A 20,071-nucleotide genomic window follows, 5' to 3' on the forward strand; every position below is an offset into this window, starting at 1 on the left:
GGACCAGAACATGTCTCAAAGCCATTCTTCCGCCGCCGACGCGCCGTCCGTACCGGCCACCGACCGTTCCACATTTGCCGGCGACAAGACGGCGACGGCTGCCCCGCCAGTTGCTCGCCGCCAGAAAATGTTCGGCTTGCTGGGCGTGGTTATCGTCCTGGTCGGCCTCGCTTACAGCGGCTACTGGTACTTCGTCGGCTCGCGTTACGTGTCGACTGATAACGCTTACACCGCTGCTGAAATCGCGTCGATCACGCCGTCGGTGAGCGGCATCGTGCAGAGCGTCGCCGCGGTCGATACGCAGCATGTCCGCAAAGGCGACGTGCTCGTCGTGATCGACGACACGGATGCTAAGCTCGCGCTCGAGCAGGCTGAAGCTGAAGTCGGACGCGCCGAGCGCAGGGTGCGCGGCTACCTCGCGACCGACGCGGGTCTCGCCGCCCAGGTGGACGCGCGCGCGGCCGACGAAGCGCGCATGAACGCGCAGATCGCGTCGGCCAAGGCCGACTTCGACCGCGCGGCGATCGACCTGAAGCGCCGCGAAGCGCTTGCGCATTCAGGTTCGGTCTCGGGCGAGGAACTCAGCAACGCGCAGACTTCGTTCACGAGCGCCCAGGCGGCGTTGATGGCGGCCCGAGCCGCCGCATTGCAGGCGCAGGCGAGCCGTGCGGCGGCGATTGGTTCACAGGGCGCCAACAAGGTGCTCTTCGTGGACACCACCGTCGACACCAATCCTGAAGTGCTGCTCGCGCGTGCAAAGCGGGATCAGGCCCGCGTCGATCTCGAGCGCACGGTGTTGCGCGCGCCGGTCGACGGCGTCGTCGCGCGCCGCCAGGTACAGGTGGGTCAGCGGGTCGAGCCGGGCGCGTCGCTGCTGTCCGTCGTGCCGGTGGATTCGCTGCACGTCGACGCGAATTTCAAGGAAGTTCAGCTCGACAAGGTGCGGATCGGTCAGCCCGTAGAGCTGACGTCCGACCTGTACGGCGGCAAGGTCGTCTACCACGGCAAGGTCGCGGGACTGGCCGGCGGCGCGGGCTCGGCGTTCGCGATGATTCCCGCGCAGAATGCGACCGGCAACTGGATCAAGGTGGTCCAGCGCCTGCCGGTGCGGGTGGCCATCGACGCGGCCGATCTGCGCGCGCATCCGCTGGGAGTCGGCCTGTCGATGGAAGCGACCGTCGATACGCGCCACGGCGGCGTTGACAACGCCACGCCCGCAAGCTGAGGCCGCGCCGACCATGTCTTCCAGCCAAACGCGGGATATCCCGTTGCCGCCACTCAGCGGCGGCATGCTGATCGGCGCGGCCCTGCTGCTGGCCGCGGCCAACTTCGTCGCGGTGCTGGACACGACGATCGCCAACGTGTCGGTGCCGACCATCTCCGGCGCACTTGGCGCGTCGTCCAGCCAGGGCACTTACGTCATTACGTCGTACGCGGTGGCCGAAGCGATCACCGTGCCGTTGACCGGCTGGCTGGCAAGCCGCTTCGGCACGGTGCGCGTGTTCATTACGTCGCTCATCATGTTCGGCCTGTGTTCGGCGCTGTGCGGCATGGCGACTTCGCTCGACATGCTGGTGCTGTTCCGCGTGTTCCAGGGACTCGCCGGCGGGCCGCTGATGCCGCTGTCGCAAACGCTGCTGCTGCGCATTTTCCCGAAAGAGAAAGCGGCCGCGGCGATCGGCTTGTGGAGCATGACGACATTGGTCGCGCCGGTCATGGGCCCGATCCTCGGCGGCGTGATCTGCGACCGGATGCACTGGGCGTACATCTTCTACATCAACGTTCCAGTCGCGCTGATCTGCGGATATCTCGGATGGCGTTTGCTCAAGCGCTACGAGACGAGCCTGATGCGCGTTCCAATCGACGCCGTGGGTCTCGCGCTGCTGGTCGTGTGGGTCGGTGCGCTGCAAATTTTGCTCGACGAAGGCAAGGATCACGACTGGTTCGCATCGACGGAAATCCGCGTGCTCGCGATCACGGCGGTGATCGGCTTTGCGTCGTTCCTGATCTGGGAGCTGACGGACCGTCACCCCGTCGTCGATCTACGGGTGTTCCGTCATCGTGGCTTTAGCGCTAGCGTGGTCACGATCACGCTGGCGTTCGGCGCGTTTTTCGGCGCGACAGTGCTGACGCCGTTGTGGTTGCAGAACTACATGGGCTACACGGCGACGTGGGCGGGGTGCGCCACGGCGATGACCGGCATCCTCGCCGTGCTCTCGGCGCCGCTCGCGGCCAACCTGTCGTCCAGATTCGACGGCCGCTGGCTGGTGTTCGCCGGCGTGATGTGGCTCGGCGCGATCACGTTGTTGCGCACGCATGCGAACACCGACATGACTTTCTGGCAGGTGGCGTTGCCGCTGCTGCTGCAAGGCGTCGGCTTGCCCTTCTTCTTCGTGCCGCTCACGGGTCTTGCGCTGAGCAGCGTCGAGGAACCTGAAACCGCATCGGCGGCGGGGCTCATGAATTTTTGCCGGACCTTTGGCGGCGCGATTGCGACGTCGCTGGTCAATACGGGTTGGGAAGACCGGACCAAGTATAACCGTGCGGAATTGTCGGGACTCGTCGATCAGGCCGGCCACTTCTCGACCATGCTGAAGAATTCCGGCTGGAGCGCGAGTCAGGCACAGGCACAGATCAGCGACGTGGTGCAGTCGCAGGCCGTGATGCTCGCGACCAATCAGCTCTTCACGATTGCAGGGGCGTGCTTCATTTTCGCCGCGCTGGCGGTCTGGCTGGCGCCGAAACCGACGCGGGTCGCGGATACGTCACAGGCGCACTGAAGGTGAGGTGCATGAGGATGCACTACGGGCGCACGGAAGCCGCGTGCTTTCTTCGTCCTCGCGCGGAATTCGCAAGCCGTCATCAACAGGGAACGGTTATGTCCAACGCAACACGCATTGTCATCGTCGGCGGCGGCATCGCCGGCATTCTGCTCGCCACGCGGCTTGGCAACCATTTTGCGCATTCGCACGAGGTGTCCGTGACGCTGATCGATAGCAGCCACACGCACATCTGGAAGCCGATGCTGCATACCATCGCGGCCGGCACGCGCGATGTGAAACAACAACAGGTGAGCTACCTCGCGCATGCGAGTGCACACCGCTTCGCCTGGCAGCCAGGCGAGATGTGCGGACTGGACCGGGAGCGCAAGGAAGTCCTGCTCAATGAAGTCAGGACGCCCGAAGGCGAACTGGTGCTGGAGGCACGAGCGGTTCCGTACGACGTGCTGGTGCTGTCATTGGGCAGTCGGGCAAACGACTTCGGTGTTCCCGGCGTCAGGCAGCACTGTCATTTCATCGACAGCCAGAAGCAGGCCGAAGCCTTCAACGGCGTGTTGCGAGCGCGCATGCTGCGTGCGGCGGTCCGGGACGAAAGACTGCGCGTTGCAATCGTCGGCGCCGGCGCCACCGGCGTCGAGCTCGCCGCCGAATTGAGCCGGGTGCTCGAAATCGCGCAAGGATACGGCGATTTGACGCTGCGTAGCCGGCTGAGTCTCACGCTACTCGAAAGCGGCCCGCGCGTGCTCGCCTCGTTTCCGCCGGCGATTTCCGCATCGACCCAGCAGCAGCTCGAACACATCGGCTTTAGCGTACTGACTTCGGCGCGCGTCACGGCGGCGCAGGAGGCAGGATTCCGGCACGGCGACGACCGCCTGGTGAAGGCGGATCTCATGGTGTGGGCCGCGGGCGTTAAGGCGCCGGACTTCATGAGCGAGCTGGCCGGGCTGGAGACCAATCGCGCGAATCAGATCGTGATCGATGCAACGCTTCAGTCGACCCGCGACGACCGGGTGTTCGCGCTCGGCGATTGCGCGAGCTTGACGCCTGATAACCATGAGCGTCCGTTACCGCCCACCGCACAAGTGGCCACGCAACAGGCCGAGCATCTGGCACGTCATCTACCTGCCTGGCTCGCTGGCGTGCCGATGCCGGAATTCGCGTTTCGGGACTTCGGCTCGCTCGTATCGCTGAGCGACTACGGCGCATTCGGCACACTGGGCCGATTTGGCCTTTTGCCCGGCGGCTTCATTCGTGGGCGGTTTGCGCAACTGAGCCACGCCATGCTTTATCGACGCCATCAGCAGGCGCTTCACGGTTTCGGAAGGGCGGCGCTGATGTGGACAGCCGAGCAGATCAACGGACTGGTCCAGCCGAAGATCAGGCTGAGTTGACGACGCATTGCCCGCATTAGCGCAGCGGCCAGCCATGCCGCGACCAGACGGATCAGCCATGATGAACGACGACGACACAGGACGTTCCCGCGCAATGTGGGACGAAATGACGATGCTCCACACGAGCGTCTGCGCGATTCGCAAGGCGCAGGGCAAACGCAATCCGTCCGACTGCGAAGCAAACACCGCCGAATACGAAAAGGTGGTGAACGAGTACGTGAACGACCTCGAATGCGCGATGCGCATTGCCTGGCGGGACGGCCGGGTGAACAACCAGCGACGCTGACAGCCGACTCCCGTGTGCGTCCCCAGCTATGAATCTCTTTCAAGCCATGCAGGTCTTCGTCCAGGTCGCCGATTGCCGGAGCTTCGTGCAGACGGCGGAGCGGCTCTGCACGTCGACGTCCGTCGTCACGCGCCATGTATCGAGCCTGGAAAAACATCTCGGCATCCGTCTCTTTCAGCGCACCACGCGCAAAGTCGTGCTGACCCAGGCGGGCGCTGAGTACGCTGACGGCTGCCGGGACCTCCTGAAACAACTCGAAGAAGCCGAATCCCGCGCGACGACGGAGCAAATGGAATTGAGCGGTGAGATTCGCATCGTTGCATTGGGCAGCTTTTCGCTTTTGCAGCTCACCCCGCTCTTCGCGGACTACCAGGCAAGGTTTCCGCGAGTGAACCCCAACGTCACGCTGACGGAGCGGCGTGTCGACATGCTCGAAGGGGGCTTCGACGTGGGGATCGTGAGCGAGCAGATGGTCCGCTCCGAAACATTGATCGTGCGGCGGCTGATCAGTTCGTTCGCCATTCCGGTAGCGTCGCGCGATTATCTTGCCCAGGCGGGCAATCTGAAAACGCCTGCGGACCTGAGGAAATGCAGGGTGATTTCAGTACCCACCGACGGCGCTCAGCAAGAGTGGGTCTTCGTTGACCGTGAGGAAAACGAAGAAGTCGTAACTGTTCGACCGTCGATGACCGTCAACAGCCTCGTGATGCAAATGCAGTCAGCGCTCAACGGCATGGGCATTGCCCTGCTGCCCTACGAGCTGGTTGCGGATGCGGTTCGTGCAAAGACGCTTGTCCACGTTCTTGACGAATTTTCGCTCCGCAATACGGACGTGGCCGTTTCGCTCGTGTATCCGAGTCGGGACTTCGTGCCACGGAAGGTGAGGGAGTTCATAGACCTCGTGGTTAGCCATTTCGGTTGATGCGAGAGGTCGGGATTTGTCGACGACAGTGGCGAGCAGCGCAAGCCGCATCCCGTTCGTGAGATTGAGTCAATTCCGACGCTTCACATGCCGCTGCCGTTCAGCCACGATCATGAGGTGAACCACGGCGGTGCGCGCGTAGACAGTGTCGAGGTGTTTCCAAACGCTCCGGGGATAGATGTAGGCAGCTTGGGCCACTGAGCGGCCGCGCCCAAAGGGACGGCCGATTAGCCGGTCCGGGAATTCGGGGAGATGACCTGTGACCTCAATGCGAGGCCAACTGGGTGCTCGCGCGCGGGGTTTATACGGTGGCGCTCGAATTGTGGGAGCAGTGGGAGTCTTGCAGGCAATGGGCCGCTTACCACCTTCGTCGGAAAGTCGACGAATGGCTTCGTTTATGTGCGGACCGCTGTCGCAGTGTGCCGAGCTAAACACATCTCACGTAATGCGTTCGGAATGTACGCGCACGAGCGGGGCCTCCAGTGGGACATCTCCGAAACGCAGCGCAAAATGCTTCTTGCTGTCGAATAGACCGTCGAAGCAGTATATTGAGCTGGTGAGTTCACGGTCGTCGCTCAGGTTGATTGACAGCCGCGCGGCCGAGCGGAAGGCGGCACCGTAAAGAGTTGGGCGTGGAGAGACGACATGGCAGCGGAATGGCCTCGGCACCATGCGCCTTACCGCAGGTGTGAAGACATCAGCCGTGGTGAACTTTCAGCGCGAGGTTATGGGCCGCGTGCGGCGCCCCCACAGCACAAATGCAGAAAGTGCCAGGAAGATCAGGTTAACGGGTGTCACGGCGATCTCGCCCCTCGCCGCATGAAACACTAGCGCACACACCTGAAGTACGACGCAGCCGAGCGCCGCCAATACGGTAAGCCCCGGACGGATCCGCAGCAGGGCGGGCAGGAATATGCCAACGCCACCGGCGATGTCGACGACACCGAGCGTGCGTACGACGATTCCGGGCAACTGTCCGGTCCATGGCCACATGGCAGAAAGTTCGGGAATCGGTTTTGACAACTTGATCCATCCGATCACTACGAAACCGACAAAAATGAGGGCTTGGGCGATCCAGATGCCTATATTCAGGAGACTGCCGGAACGGGAAGTCTCAACGGTGGAGGAGGGTGGCATTGTTGATGTTCCTTTCAATGTAGTTAGGAAAACAAAATTAATAAACATGTAAGACCAAGCTTAGATGCGCGATGGAACCGATGGGCTAAAAGCGACGAGGCATCAGCAAAGCCCTGGTGCACCGAGATTCCCAAAGCGGAAACTCGATGCGGTGATCCCGCCGGCAAAGTCAGTCTGATGGTAGGTCACTGCACCCGGTTCGTTGGCGGCAGCACCGACTGCGACCATCAGCGGGATTAGATGGTCTTCCCGCGGGTGAGCGGCACGGGCGCAGGGGGCCCGTGCCCACCCGATCAATCGCTTTGTCCGCTCATCAGGGGATGCGTCGATTAGCGTTTGCTGCAGCCAGGCATCGAACAGGCGCGACGGTTCATATCCGCTGGAATCCCGCATGGCGCTGAGGTTGTGATAGCTGAGGCCGCTGCCGACGATCAGAACGCCCTCGTCGCGTAGCGACGCGATCGCCCGCCCAACCGCAAGGTGGAGCTCAGGGTCAAGCAGCGAATCGAGCGAAAGCTGCACAACCGGAATGTTCTCATCCGGGCAGAGCGGCTTCATGATGCTAAAGGTGCCATGATCGAATCCACGCGTCGGGTCGAGCTTCGCCTGGATGCCGGCGTCCATGAGTAGGTCGCGCACGCGTTGTGCCAACTCAGGTGAGCCCGGTGCGGCGTAGCTGATGCGATAGAGGTATTCGGGGAATCCGTAATAGTCGTAGACCATGCCGGGCCGGGCATCGGATGAAATTGAAAAGCCTTGTTCTTCCCAGTGGCCGGAAACCACGAGTATTGCCTCCGGCATGTCGCCCAATTCGGCACGCATTTCGACCAGCGATTGTTCCAGCTTGTCGTAGTAGCTACGGAAATCTCCAGTCATCCAGGGCCACGGGCCACCGCCATGACTGATGAAGTATGTGGGAAGACGGTGGATATTCATCGGGAGACTTTGCGACGGAATAACGGAGAAAGCTGCTGACGACATCTAGCCAGCAGACTATCATTTCCCGGTGGTTAAACAATCGGCATTTTATTGAAGCATGATTTCCTGAAAGTTGATGATCAATGGACACACTTCTGAGCTTGCGGGTGTTCTGCACGGTGGCAGAGCATAAGAGCTTTACGGCTGCCGCCAGTCGCCTTGGCTTATCACCCGCGATGGCCAGCAAGCACCTGCATCATCTGGAGAGTCGGGTCGGCGCCCGACTCCTGAACCGGACCAGCCGCAATGTCAGCCTGACCGAAACAGGCCGGCTCTATTTCAGCCAGATCCGACCGATGCTAGAGGGGCTTGATGAGGTCGAGGCGGCAGTGAGCAATGTGACGGTGACCCCGCGTGGAACATTGAAACTGAGTGCGCCTGTGTGGGCTGCCAACACTCTCGTTGCTCGCGTACTTGCCGAATATCATCAGCGCTATCCCGATGTGTCTTTGGACGTGGATTTGAGCGGCCGCATCGTCAATCTGGTGGATGAGGGTTTTGATCTCGCCTTGCGGGCAATGACGTCCGCGCGCCTCGATCCTGGACTTGTCGCCCGCCCGTTGATAGACGTTCCTTTTCATTTCGTGGCTTCACCCGCCTATCTGGAGCGAGCCGGTCGGCCAGCAGCGTTGAGCGATCTCAACGGCCATTCGTTGCTTATGTATAGCGGCATCAACTTCAGCGGGAGCTTGATCCTCAAGGGACGGGACGGCGAGGAAGCGGTGAAGTTTCGTTCCGTCATGCGCAGCGAGAACGAAACCCTGCTGCACCTGGCTGCTTTGGAAGGCATGGGGCTAGTTTTCTTGCCGGCATGGATGACGCAATCTGATATCGCCAAAGGCACTCTAGAGCATGTTCTGGTCGACGAAGTACAGTTCGGAACAACCCTGCATGCAGTCTATCCGAGCCGTAAGTACCTCTCCGCCAAGGTTCGTACTTTCATAGATTTCCTTTCCTCCCGATTGAATGATCTCCATCGGAATTGATGGCGAACACGAGGTTTTCAGCATGCAGTTCGATGAGACTTAATTCAACACCGGTGACGTCACGCAGCTACTGAAGGTACGAAAGAACCCGGCGCCGAGGCCCGAAACGTGCGGGTTTGATATCTGCGAAATCGGCTGGCCGGATTTGGTCGACGAGAGAAGCTGTAAATCCACGACTGCCGGATGGCGTGTGCGTGCGACGATGCGGTCGTCCACCAACTCCGATCCGCCGGGAATGGAGATTACATCGCGGCCGAGCTGTGTCTGGATGAAAAGGGCTGGGCCAGGAAATGGCCGGGTTGTCCGTCGACGACTGGATTGCGCGTTCCTCCACCGCCACGATGATCTTCACACTGTATTGCCTCCTGTTTTTGGGGTTCTGAGCCTGCGCCCATTCAAGGTCAATAGCCTGCGCGGGTGGGCTCGGCATTTTCGCCCGGTGAAGTTCCGAATGCGGCGGCGAGTCGCCTGGTCTCGGTGCCGAGCAACGATGTGTCGACACCGACTGCGACAAACTGCGCGCCAGCGGCGATGTAGCGCCTTGCCAGATCCGGGTCGGCACACAGGATGCCAGGCGCCTTTCCGTGTTTACGAATGACAGCCAACGCCGCTTCGATACGTGCAACGACGTTTGGGTGAGTCGCTTGCCCGAGATACCCCATCGATGCTGACAGATCAGCCGGCCCGATGAATACTCCGTCCACATCTGCAACCGCGCAGATTTCATCGAGTTGCTCCAACGCCGCAAGCGTCTCGACCTGGATGAGCAGACATATTCGATCGTTTGCTTCATGCAGGTAGTTCGGAAATCGGCTCCAGCGGGAGGAACGGGCGATACCGCTTCCGACTCCGCGGATTCCTTTCGGCGGGTAGCGTGTTGCCCGGACAAGCTCTTGCGCTTGCGCCGCTGACTCGACCATTGGAATTAACAGCGTGGTTGCACCAATGTCGAGTACTTGTTTGATCAGCGTTGGACTGCCCTCTGGCAGACGTACTACGGGGTGGGACGGGTAGGGAGCGACACTTTGCAGTGTTGCGAGCGTTGTGCGCAGGTCCAATGGTGCGTGTTCACCGTCGATCAGCAGCCAGTCGAATCCGCTTCCTGCACAAAGTTCAGCGCTGTACGGATCGGCAAGCGCGAGCCAGAGCCCAATCAGGGTTTCACTGGAGGAAAGGCGTTTCTTGAAAAGGTTTGTAGGTGTATCCATGGAAGCATCATCCCGTGCCGGGCGAGGTGCATTACATGCCTTTACGCATTGCATATGCCGCCGCCAGGTAAAGCAGGCCGCGTTTGTGGAAAGAACAAGATTCGCGGATGACCACCAGGATGGGCAAGTATCTCTTCGAGATGACCGGTGTCTTGAAACGAGAAGGCCCTCCGTAGGTTTCTCGTCGCCGGTCGGATCCGCACATCCGTGTCCGCGGCGTCTTTCCCGGCCCTGCGATTTCCCCCGCCACCGTTCAGGATGGGCAGCCGCACAAGGGAATCACGCCGCCCTCATGCGCGGCGTCGCTCCGGCGCTCACCGCGTGCATTTCGCTTGGCGCTGCATCGGAGTGCATTCCGCTGCTATTGGTCAAAGATCCAAAACGAGTTTTGGGCTTCTTGACCGTGAGCAGCACGGCGTGAACTGCTCGCCGAGCGCCTGCTCTTCGACGGTAAGGAACATGTCCCGGTGCTCAGGTGTGCCTTCCAGCACACGTGTGAGGCAGGCGCCACAGACTCCCTGCTCGCAGGATGTTGGCACGCTAACGCCGTGGGCGGAAAGCGCCGCGACCACAGTCTGGTCCGCATCCACACGGATCACTTTGCCCGTCGAAGCTATCTGTACGTCGAAGCTGCCATCGGCGCTCGTATCAAGGGGCGCGGCCGCGAAATATTCGCGATGCAGACGTTCCTCCGGCCATCCCGTCGCCCTCGCAATCCCGAGCGACCAGTCCATGAAACCTGTTGGTCCGCAGACATAGAGATGCGCTTGGGAACGCGTCCGTTCGAGCACTGCGGTCAGATCGAGCTTCTGGGACGGGGGACCGTCGTCGTAGTGAACGTGCACGACCCCCGCAAACGGGGAGGCGCAAATACGTTCAGAGAAGGCCGTGCGTTCCGCGGAGCGCGTGCAGTAGTGGAGTTCGAATGAGGAACCGACACTCGCCAGCCGCTCTGCCATGCAAAGCAGCGGCGTAATGCCGATGCCACCTGCCAGCAACACGGTGTGATGCGCATCGTGTACCAGTGGAAAATGGTTCTTCGGGTCGCTGACGCGAATGATCTGGCCAACTTCAAGTGCGTGCATTGCGACGGATCCACCGCGCGAATGTGTGTCGCGGAGTACGGCGATCTGGTAGCGATGCGTCTCAGTCGGGTTGTTGCACAGCGAATATTGACGCGTCAGCCCGGCGGGCAGTTGCACATCAATATGTGCGCCGGCAGAAAACGGAGGAAGTGTATCGCCGTCAATGGCAGTCAATTCGAAACTGCAGATGTCAAGAGCTTCCATCACCTTGGAGACGACGCGCACAGCGCGTGTTACTGCGTCCATGTCAAAACTCCTGATTGATAACCCGGTACCGTGAAGGAGGACCGGCGGGTCGAGTCTCTAGGTAGGGTCACGAACTGCTCTGAGCTTCACTCATACGGAGTCGCGTGCTGGGCCGACGGAAGATGACGCGCTCCCGCTATCCGCATCCCGTGCAACTGATCTCCGCAGCAAGTCATTTTTATAAACGAAACGAAACGTATCGCAATATAAGTGAGTCGCGTTGTTGGCGTCACCGGGATTTACCCTGGCTCCCGGGTGGTGGCGGCATCAGCTTGGGATGTGCCACGGAAACGGTCTGACGGATGTACGTTAATTTTGCCATCTCAGGTAGGGGCGGCGCATCGCCGCGTTTGGCAAATCTGCGTCAGAACACAGGAGCGTATCGTCCCGGAATCACACTTGCACATAGAAAATCCTTAGGCTAAAGTGAAACGATACGAATCGTTTAATAAATATATTCCCCAACTGATGGCGGTTCGCCCCCGCCAGCTGATTTGACGCAGTGATGTCGTGTGTGTTGAAAGATGATCGCGCCGCAGAGCGCGGGATGTCGGATGCCGAGTCTGTGGCCGGTGCGATATCAGAGGGAAAGACATCAATCTTCTAACAATGGAGTGAGACATCGTGGCAACGCTGAATATTGCGGAAAGCATCGCGGAAACTCGTAACTATCCCTACAACTGCTGGTGGGTTGCCGGATTCGGAAACGAGGTGGGGCGTTCGCTGCTGGCTCGCTGGCTTCTCGATACGCCCGTGGTGCTCTTTCGGCAGCAGGACGGCACCGTCGCAGCGCTTGAGGACCGATGCCCGCACCGCCAGGCCCCCCTTTCACTCGGCCGGCTTCGCGGCGACACCGTCGAATGCGGGTACCACGGTATCTGCTTTGATGCCACGGGTCGCTGCGTGCGCGTGCCATCTGCGGATGCCGCGCCTTCTTTCTCTGCCAGGCACTTTCCGGTGAAAGAGGTTGGCCCGTTTGTTTGGGTCTGGCTTGGGGACGCATCGATGATTGGTTCGGCGCCGCCGCCGCCCGAACTGCCCTGGATGACTGACCCGACGTTTGCGACCCGTTCTGGTCAGATGGAAATTTCAGCCAACTACATGTTGCTGAAAGAAAACGTGCTGGATCTGACGCACTTCGGGTATGTACATGCGTCGACATTCCAGATTGAAGACTGGACCAATCCACCCGAAGTAAGCGGTGACGGCGAAACCGTCGGTTACCGGCAGCGCTTCGTGAACAAGCCGCTTGCGCCGGGCTATGCGATGTCGCTTGGCGTGCCTCCCGGCACACCGTGGAATCGCGAACACCGCGGATCATTCCTGTCGCCGGCGCTACAGGAAGGTTGTGTGGACTTCCAGGATCCGTCGCAACCCGAACGCGCGCCAGCCCGTTTCCGCGTTGCACATGCCACAACGCCGGTTGATCAGTCCCACATGCTGTACTTCTGGGTCATCGCCCGGGATTTCGCCACTGTGCCGGAAGCGATGGATCATCTGGTCGGGGCGATCCGTACAGGCTTTGACGAAGACCGCGTTGTGCTTGAAGCAATCCAGGCGCAGTCAAGCCGTGGACCGCGTCGTGTAAGCACTGGCGAGCGAAGTGTCAAGGCCGACGCTGCGGGCATCCAGGCACGCCGCATTGTGGCGCGCTGGATGGAACGCGAAGTGTAATGAGTGCGCTCGTCGCGCAGATGTCGCGCCTACTACAAAGCAAAGCGGTTTAGACGCAGGCAGACGCTGCCGGAATCGGCACGCTAATAACCCGAGGAGACAACAGCATGGAGTATCTGCTCAACACATGGTACATGGCTGGCTGGGGTAGTGAGCTTGAAAAGGGTGTAATGCTGGCGAGAAAACTGCTCGACCAGCCAGTCGTGATGTTCCGCGATGCCGCCAATGTGGCTCATGCGCTGCATGACCGATGCCCGCACAGATTCGCGCCGCTGTCTTGTGGTCGTTTATTGGCAGAGAAAGGTGCGGTGCAATGTGGATATCATGGGCTGGAGTTTGATGGCGCCGGGCAGTGTGTCCTCAATCCGCACGGAGATGGGAAGATTCCTGCCGCTGCGAAGGTACGCTCGTACCCTCTCGTCGAACGGTACAGTGTGTTGTGGATCTGGATGGGAGATCCAGGGCGGGCTGACCCGGCCAGCATCCCGGACTTCTCCTGTATGGATCCGGAGAACTGGTACGTCGGTAAGGCATATCTACGACCTCGCGCAAACTACCGGCTCGAGGTCGACAATATCCTCGATCTGTCCCATATCGAATTTCTCCACCCCGATTCGCTGGGCAGTCAGTCGGTGAGGCATGCACAAACGGAGGTCCGCCAGGAGGGCGACTACGTGTGGTCGATGCGCTTCATCGAGAACGAAGTGCTGCCCGACTCGGCCTGCGATCAGTTTGGTGTTCCGCGTGGCCTGCGCGTTGATCGCTGGCTTGATGTACGGTGGAGTGCGCCCTCGAACCTGCTGCTGCTGGGCGGTGGAACGCCCACCGGACGTCCTCGCATCCAAGCAGTGGGCCTCAATTTTACCAACCCGCACCTGTTCACTCCCGAGACGCAGAGTACGTCCCATTATTGGTTTTCGATGTGTCAGCCGAAAGCGGGTGGGGCACAAGCCCGGGAAATCGCCGAGCGTGTCGTCGAGACGTTCGCCAGCACATTCGATCGGGAGGACACGCCGATGCTCGAGAGGCAGCAGGAGTCTATCGGCGACGATGAGTTCTGGTCGCTCAAGCCGGTATTGCTGGTTGGCGATGCCGCAGGTGTGCGGGTGAGACGCCTGCTGGATAACCTGATCCAGTCCGAACTGACGCACCGGCAACTTCAGGTGACGAACTGATCTTCGCGCCGCCCGGCGCGTATACGTTGTCAACAGCGCAGGGCTCATCTGATCTGTGATTCAGACAGGATTGAAATGAAAACAAAAGCAGCAATCGCATGGAAGGCAGGCGCACCGTTGACGATCGAAGAAGTCGACCTCGAAGGTCCGCGCGCGGGTGAAGTGCTGATCGAAGTGAAGGCAACGGGCATCTGCCACACCGACTACTACACGCTGTCGGGTGCCGATCCGGAAGGCATCTTCCCGGCGATCCTCGGCCATGAAGGCGCGGGCGTCGTCGTTGATACCGCTCCGGGCGTCGGCACGCTGAAGAGGGGCGATCACGTGATTCCGCTCTACACGCCCGAGTGCCGGCAATGCAAGTTCTGTCTGTCGCGCAAGACGAACCTGTGTCAGGCGATCCGCTCGACCCAAGGCAAGGGCCTGATGCCCGATGCGACGTCGCGCTTCTCGCTCGACGGCAAGCCTTTGTTCCACTACATGGGCACGTCCACGTTCTCGAACTACATCGTGGTGCCGGAGATCGCCGTCGCGAAGATCCGCGAAGACGCACCGTTCGACAAGGTCTGCTAGATCGGCTGCGGTGTGACGACGGGTGTCGGCGCTGTCGTCTATTCGGCCAAGGTCGAGGCGGGCGCGAATGTCGTCGTGTTCGGTCTGGGCGGCATCGGCCTGAATGTGATCCAGGGCGCCAAAATGGTAGGTGCTGACAAGATCATCGGTGTCGATATCAATCCGGGCCGCGTCGAACTCGCGAAGAAGTTCGGCATGACGCACTTCATCAACCCGAAGGAAGTCGAGAACGTCGTCGATCACATCGTGCAGCTGACGGAGGGCGGCGCGGACTATTCGTTCGAGTGCGTCGGTAATACGACGCTGATGCGCCAGGCGCTCGAGTGTACGCACAAGGGCTGGGGCCAGTCGTTCATCATCGGCGTGGCGGCGGCGGGCGAAGAGATCAGCACGCGGCCGTTCCAGCTGGTCACGGGCCGTCAGTGGAAGGGCTCGGCGTTCGGCGGCGCGCGCGGCCGCACCGATGTGCCGAAGATCGTCGACTGGTACATGGAAGGCAAGATCAATATCGACAATCTGATCACGCACCACCTGAAGCTCGACCAGATCAACGAAGGCTTCGATCTGATGAAGAAGGGCGAGTCGATCCGCTCGGTCGTCATCTACTAAAGGAGTGGCGCGATGCTCGAACTGATCGAATCGCACGCGTCGTTCGGCGGCACGCAGCGTATCTACAAGCATGAGTCGAAGGCGATCGGTTTGCCGATGCGCTTTTCGGTCTTCATGCCTGAAGCGGCGCCGCAGAAGAAGGTGCCGGCGCTGTTTTTCCTTGCCGGGTTGACCTGTACCGAAGAGACGTTCCCCATCAAGGCAGGCGCGCAACGCTTCGCCGCGCAACGCGGCATCGCGCTGATCTCGCCGGATACCAGTCCGCGTGGCGCGGGCGCGCAGGGCGAGACGGATGCGTGGGACTTCGGCGTCGGCGCGGGCTTCTATGTCGACGCGACGCAGGCGCCCTGGTCGAAGCACTATCGGATGTACTCGTACGTGCGGGACGAACTGCGAGAGACTGTCGTCAACGAATTACCTGTCGACGGCGCGCGGCTCGGCATCTTTGGGCATTCGATGGGGGGCCATGGTGCGTTGATGCTCGCGCTGCGCAATCCGGACATCTTTCGGTCGGTGTCGGCGTTCGCGCCGATTGCCGCACCGATGCGCTGTCCGTGGGGCGAGAAGGCGTTCAATGGCTATCTGGGCGCGGATCGCGAAGCGTGGAAGCAGTACGACGCGAGCGAACTCGTCGGTAGGTCAACGCGCAAGTTTCAGGAAGGAATCCTGGTCGATCAAGGACTGGCCGACCAGTTTCTCGCGCAGCAACTGAATCCTGAAGTGTTCGAAGTAGCATGCGAAGCTGCACGCCAGCCTCTGACACTACGCCGGCACGAAGGCTACGATCATGGCTTCTTCTTCATTCAGAGCTTCATCGAAGATCATATCCGGCATCACGCCCGAGTCCTGCGGGCGCTGTGAGGTCTTGACTAGTTCACGAACGCTGAAATGAACCAAGCGTTTTCTTTGCGCCCGATATTCTTAGGCTACCAATGAACAGACGGCCGGCGATATAAGAGCAATACTGATGTCGTCGGATCGATCATGTCGATGCAGAACCTAGCGCAGGCGTTTCACGTTTCACACACCCATGCGGCTACGGAAGCGCGCCTGCTCCCCTTATCCTCGATCAGCTGATCCATCACAACGACGCTCGCATCGCATGTTGCGCTGACTGAAGACGCGACAAGCCGCGGCTGCACCCGTCTCGACATCGCTTCTTCGCCTTTTTACTTGTTTCCGGTTTTTAAGATACGAGCCGAATCGTTTCAGTACGTGGGGTTTTTCCTACGCGAATAAGGCCGTTCAGCGAGCAAATTGGGCTTGTCCGCAAAACCTGATCGGCATATTATGATCCACATCGTATCGATATTGATCCGACGTGATGTGGTTGCTGGCCGCTGCACGTCTTTGCGGTAAAACGCCAGTGTGCTGTACAGGGGATAACAATGAATCGCAGCAGGCGTAAAACTAACACAATGGCTGCATCGTTTGTTGCTCGGAAGCAGCAGTAGGCGGTGAGGCGCATGCGCTGAAAAAGGGCCTGCGATTGTGGCTGGAAGTGGTTGATCTCAAGCGGGACAAGGGGGGGCTGAGTGGTAGCCGGTTGTTGTTTGAAGGTTTTAAGTATTGTGATAAATATTTTGTAATCCAAATTAATGTTGCGATCTGCAACGAAAATATCAAGGAGACAGTCATGCATCGGAGGTGCGTTGTCGGGACGGCGACCGCAGTAGCGTCGAGCCTTATGTTTGCGGTATCGGCCCATGCGCAAAGTAGCATCACGCTATATGGTATTGCGGACACTGGTCTCCTCTACTTGAGCAAGACCTTAAATCTGGCTACGGGTGGCGACGGTGGGAAGTTTGTGGGCTTGCAGAACGCAGGCATTGCTCCATCGCTATTTGGACTCAGGGGAGCAGAGGATCTTGGCGGAGGGCTCCAGGCAGAGTTCAATCTTCAAAGTGGGATCGACCTCACCAATGGAGGCTTCAACAATTCGAACGGCAATCTTTTTGGCCGGGAAGCATACGTGGGATTGAAAGGAGGGTTCGGCGAAGTCAAGGCTGGTCTCCAGTTCTCTCCATTCTTTCAGTCAATCTGGGACCTTGATCCGCGAGCTTTTTCTGAGTTCGGAAGTATCATCGGGATCTACGCAAATAATGTCACTGCAACAGGTGCATTCAACTCAAACGCGATTTCGTATACGAGTCCGGTCATCGCGGGACTGCAAGCCAGCGCGATGTTCGGGTTCGGCGGTGTGGCCGGAAACTTCCAGTCTGGCCGTCAGTATTCGGCGAGTCTGAGGTATCAATGGAGCGGACTGACACTGAGCGCTGCATTTTATGACGGAAATCCCGGGGGATCGGTAAACACCGTGCCGCCGAGCAACGTTGGATTCGAAGGCCGGATGCTTGCCGCGGCGTACAAATTCGGTTCGGTTACCGCAAAGGCGTCATTTACCAGTTTCAAGGTCGAAGGCGGACCGAGCAATAACGTCTACGGTGGTGGTCTCGATTTCCTTGCTTTGCCACAGTTGGATCTAAATGGCGGTGTGTGGTATGTCAGCGATCGCAATGACACATCGAGTCACTCGCTGATGGGCGCTCTGGGAGCAACGTATTTTCTGTCGAAGGCAACTGGCCTTTACGCTCAGGTAGGCATAGTGAACAATCATGGCAAGGCGAACCTTGGTTTGACTCCTGCCGTTGGTCTGACTTCCCTGTTTGCTCCGTCTGGGACCACAACCGGGGCCACCATCGGGATAATGCATATGTTCTGACCTCTCTGTTCACGGGGGGGGGGGATTGGGCGCCGGTCATCGTCATTCGGCAAGCGACACGGGCCGCCAGCATGAACGCAAATTCACGAGTCGTCGTCTATCTCTGGGTAGCGGTCGAACGTCAGTTTGACCAGCTGGCGCAGCCAGATGTTGGCGGGATCGTCGTGGAACCGTGGGTGCCAATGCTGGCGAAGTGCGAAGGGCGGTAAGGGTACGGGTGGAGGAATGATCCTGACCGTGCCCAGTTTTGCGAAGACGTTTCCCAGTTCGAGCGGGACGGTAGCGATCAGGTCTGGCTGTGCATGGATAAGATGCGGGACCACCAGAAAGTGTGGTGTGGTCAGAAAGACTTTCCGTTTGATGCCGTATTCTTCGAACGCGCTGTCGTAGGCTGCGCTCGCTCGCCCCGTCAAAGAGACGACGATCTGCGGCGCATGCTCAAACTGAGCACGGCTGATAGTCGTGCCGATAGTCTTGTTGTGCACGCTGACCATCGTGACGAACGTATGCAGAAAGAGTTGCTGCTGATACAGGCCGTCCGGGGCCGTGCGAACCGAGCCTAGCGCGAGATCGGCTTCTCCGGCGGCGAGCGTCGCCTCAATGTGCTCCAGGGGAACCTGGACAGAGCGTACCGTGCAATGGGGCGCGACTTTGCGCAGGCAACTAACAAGAGGTGGCAGAAAGACGAGTTCTCCCATGTCGGTCATGCATATCACGAATGTACGGCGTGCCGTCGCGGGATCGAAGCTCGCCTGCGAGACAACTCGCTCCCTCAATGCAGTCATCACTTCGGTGATCGTTGTGCCCATCTGTACGGCCTTTTGTGTCGGCTCCATACCGGCCGGTGTTTTTACAAACAGCGGATCGTCGAAGAACGTTCTCAGTCGATTGAGCGCGTGGCTCATGGCGCCCTGCGACAGCCCGACTTCAGCTGCCGCGCGCGTGACACTGCGCTCGCGCAACATCGCGTCAAAGAGGACCAGCAGATTCAGGTCGAGGTCACGTATATGCATGGCACGCATTCGTCGAATTAATCCCATTAGATTGACGCATCATCGGTGCGATTCTATCGTTGCATGACGCATTGAGAAAGCAAATCGTAGAACTAAACAGGAGACAATCGATGTTCATCCGGAACACGTGGTACGTGGCCGCCTGGTCACACGAAGTGGAAAGCGAGAAGCTGTTCTCCCGTACCATCATTAACACGCCCGTCATGCTGTACCGCAAGGAGTCCGGCGAGGTTGTCGCACTCGCGGATCGATGCTGTCATCGCGGTGCGCCGCTCTCGCTTGGGCGGCGCGAAGGTGATTGCGTGCGTTGCCTGTATCACGGGCTTAAGTTCGACAGTCAAGGGGCGTGTGTCGAGGCACCCGCACAGGGCAGAATTCCGCCCCAGGCAAAGGTGAAGCAGTTCCCAGTGGTGGAACAACACCGCTGGATCTGGATCTGGATGGGTGCGCCTGAACTCGCCGATCCATCGACGATTCCCGATACGCACTGGGTCGACGATCCGCAATGGCGTTCGCTGCCTGGCTACATTCATTACGACGTCAACTATCTGCTCATCTGCGATAACCTGCTGGATTTTTCGCATCTGCCCTATGTACACCCCACAACACTGGGCGGTGGAGAGGACTACGCCGCAGTGCGGCCGAAAGTGGAGCGGATCAAGGATGGCGTTCGCATCACGCGCTGGACGCTGAATACTGAGCCACCCCCGTTCGTGAAGGCGGTCCGCGACTGGCCGGGCAAGGTGGATCGCTGGAACATCTACGACTTTACTATTCCTGCCATCCTGCGTATGGATTCCGGTATGGCGCCCGTCGGTACCGGGGCACCGGAGGGTGCGCGTGTCGATGCGGCGGAGTTCCATGGATGCCAGGCGCTTACCCCGGAGACAGAGAACTCGACACACTACTTTTTTGCGCATCCTCACAATTTTTCGCTCGACAAGCCGGAAGTGACGCGTTCGATCCATCAGGCAGTCGTAGATGCGTTCGACGAAGACAGGGAAATGGTAAGCGCGCAACACCGCAATCTTGCTCTCGATCCGAGCTTCGAGATGATGGCGTTCGGGATCGACGCGGCTCTTTCGCAGTTTCGCTGGACGGTGAACCAACGACTCGAGGAAGAGAGCAAAGCATCAGCACAGAAGTGTGAGACGACCGGTTGACGCACACAGTGTCCATGAGGATCCTTGCGAGTGATGCTCGCAAGGATCTTTATCACATCGACCACTCCCATCAAGCCGAAACGCGGTTACACCCATAGCTTCTTTACTATTAGCGAAGCTGGA

At 59.6% G+C, this 20,071-nt stretch carries 16 protein-coding genes and 1 pseudogene; 12 read left to right on the forward strand and 5 right to left on the reverse strand.

Going from position 1 to position 20,071, the window contains the following annotated elements; genetic code table 11:
• The first annotated feature begins 10 nt into the window (after window positions 1-10).
• The 5 genes from BLT65_RS28645 (at window position 11) to BLT65_RS28665 (ending at window position 5,379) form a co-directional block, all read left to right on the forward strand.
• Window positions 11-1,225: an HlyD family secretion protein gene (locus BLT65_RS28645; RefSeq protein WP_091783915.1), complete on the forward strand. Its 1,215-nt coding sequence runs from the start codon at window positions 11-13 to the stop codon at window positions 1,223-1,225.
• Window positions 1,226-1,238: 13 nt separating this feature from the next.
• On the forward strand, window positions 1,239-2,780 hold the full coding sequence (locus tag BLT65_RS28650) for a DHA2 family efflux MFS transporter permease subunit (RefSeq protein ID WP_091783918.1): 1,542 nt from the start codon (window positions 1,239-1,241) through the stop codon (window positions 2,778-2,780).
• Between the two features lie 98 nt (window positions 2,781-2,878).
• The gene (locus BLT65_RS28655; protein ID WP_091783921.1) at window positions 2,879-4,171 is read left to right on the forward strand and encodes an NAD(P)/FAD-dependent oxidoreductase; all 1,293 of its coding nucleotides are present in this window, start codon (window positions 2,879-2,881) and stop codon (window positions 4,169-4,171) included.
• Between the two features lie 58 nt (window positions 4,172-4,229).
• Window positions 4,230-4,457 (forward strand): hypothetical protein, encoded by a 228-nt coding sequence (locus BLT65_RS28660; RefSeq protein WP_091783924.1) that lies wholly within the window; start codon window positions 4,230-4,232, stop codon window positions 4,455-4,457.
• A gap of 28 nt (window positions 4,458-4,485) precedes the next feature.
• Window positions 4,486-5,379, forward strand: a complete 894-nt coding sequence (locus BLT65_RS28665; RefSeq protein ID WP_091783927.1) for a LysR family transcriptional regulator — start codon at window positions 4,486-4,488, stop codon at window positions 5,377-5,379.
• A 714-nt stretch (window positions 5,380-6,093) separates the two neighbouring features.
• Here BLT65_RS28665 and BLT65_RS28670 read toward each other — a convergent pair.
• Together BLT65_RS28670 and BLT65_RS28675 are read right to left on the reverse strand one after the other, a co-directional pair.
• Window positions 6,094-6,516 carry a DoxX family protein gene (locus BLT65_RS28670; protein WP_091783929.1) on the reverse strand — a complete coding sequence of 141 codons (423 nt, stop codon included), beginning with the start codon at window positions 6,514-6,516 and terminating at the stop codon, window positions 6,094-6,096.
• Window positions 6,517-6,618: 102 nt separating this feature from the next.
• Window positions 6,619-7,452: a DODA-type extradiol aromatic ring-opening family dioxygenase gene (locus BLT65_RS28675; RefSeq protein WP_091783932.1), complete on the reverse strand. Its 834-nt coding sequence runs from the start codon at window positions 7,450-7,452 to the stop codon at window positions 6,619-6,621.
• A 125-nt stretch (window positions 7,453-7,577) separates the two neighbouring features.
• On the opposite strand from BLT65_RS28675, the gene BLT65_RS28680 reads away from it, so the two are divergent.
• The gene (locus tag BLT65_RS28680) at window positions 7,578-8,480 is read left to right on the forward strand and encodes a LysR family transcriptional regulator (protein WP_091783934.1); all 903 of its coding nucleotides are present in this window, start codon (window positions 7,578-7,580) and stop codon (window positions 8,478-8,480) included.
• 401 nt (window positions 8,481-8,881) lie between these two features.
• Here BLT65_RS28680 and hpaI read toward each other — a convergent pair whose 3' ends face one another.
• Together hpaI and BLT65_RS28690 are read right to left on the reverse strand one after the other, a co-directional pair.
• A complete protein-coding gene (hpaI, locus tag BLT65_RS28685) occupies window positions 8,882-9,688 on the reverse strand; it encodes a 4-hydroxy-2-oxoheptanedioate aldolase (protein WP_091783936.1) in 807 nt (268 codons plus the stop codon).
• 368 nt (window positions 9,689-10,056) lie between these two features.
• Complete coding sequence (locus BLT65_RS28690) at window positions 10,057-11,019, reverse strand: PDR/VanB family oxidoreductase (protein ID WP_091783939.1); 963 nt, start codon at window positions 11,017-11,019, stop codon at window positions 10,057-10,059.
• A gap of 624 nt (window positions 11,020-11,643) precedes the next feature.
• Between BLT65_RS28690 and BLT65_RS28695 the strand changes: the two genes are divergently transcribed.
• The 5 genes and pseudogenes from BLT65_RS28695 (at window position 11,644) to BLT65_RS28715 (ending at window position 17,772) form a co-directional block, all read left to right on the forward strand.
• The gene (locus BLT65_RS28695) at window positions 11,644-12,693 is read left to right on the forward strand and encodes an aromatic ring-hydroxylating oxygenase subunit alpha (protein ID WP_208545814.1); all 1,050 of its coding nucleotides are present in this window, start codon (window positions 11,644-11,646) and stop codon (window positions 12,691-12,693) included.
• Window positions 12,694-12,800: 107 nt separating this feature from the next.
• The gene (locus BLT65_RS28700) at window positions 12,801-13,868 is read left to right on the forward strand and encodes an aromatic ring-hydroxylating oxygenase subunit alpha (protein ID WP_091783944.1); all 1,068 of its coding nucleotides are present in this window, start codon (window positions 12,801-12,803) and stop codon (window positions 13,866-13,868) included.
• 75 nt (window positions 13,869-13,943) lie between these two features.
• A pseudogene (locus BLT65_RS28705) lies at window positions 13,944-15,050 on the forward strand (S-(hydroxymethyl)glutathione dehydrogenase/class III alcohol dehydrogenase).
• Window positions 15,051-15,062: 12 nt separating this feature from the next.
• Complete coding sequence (gene fghA / locus BLT65_RS28710) at window positions 15,063-15,911, forward strand: S-formylglutathione hydrolase (protein ID WP_091783946.1); 849 nt, start codon at window positions 15,063-15,065, stop codon at window positions 15,909-15,911.
• A gap of 775 nt (window positions 15,912-16,686) precedes the next feature.
• Complete coding sequence (locus BLT65_RS28715; RefSeq protein ID WP_091784167.1) at window positions 16,687-17,772, forward strand: porin; 1,086 nt, start codon at window positions 16,687-16,689, stop codon at window positions 17,770-17,772.
• Window positions 17,773-17,855: 83 nt separating this feature from the next.
• Here BLT65_RS28715 and BLT65_RS28720 read toward each other — a convergent pair whose 3' ends face one another.
• On the reverse strand, window positions 17,856-18,785 hold the full coding sequence (locus BLT65_RS28720) for a LysR family transcriptional regulator (protein WP_244186676.1): 930 nt from the start codon (window positions 18,783-18,785) through the stop codon (window positions 17,856-17,858).
• A gap of 110 nt (window positions 18,786-18,895) precedes the next feature.
• Between BLT65_RS28720 and BLT65_RS28725 the strand changes: the two genes are divergently transcribed.
• Window positions 18,896-19,948: an aromatic ring-hydroxylating dioxygenase subunit alpha gene (locus BLT65_RS28725; protein ID WP_091783949.1), complete on the forward strand. Its 1,053-nt coding sequence runs from the start codon at window positions 18,896-18,898 to the stop codon at window positions 19,946-19,948.
• Window positions 19,949-20,071 lie beyond the last annotated feature (123 nt).

It is taken from the genome of Paraburkholderia steynii (assembly GCF_900100565.1).
Classification (GTDB): Bacteria; Pseudomonadota; Gammaproteobacteria; order Burkholderiales; family Burkholderiaceae; genus Paraburkholderia; species Paraburkholderia terrae.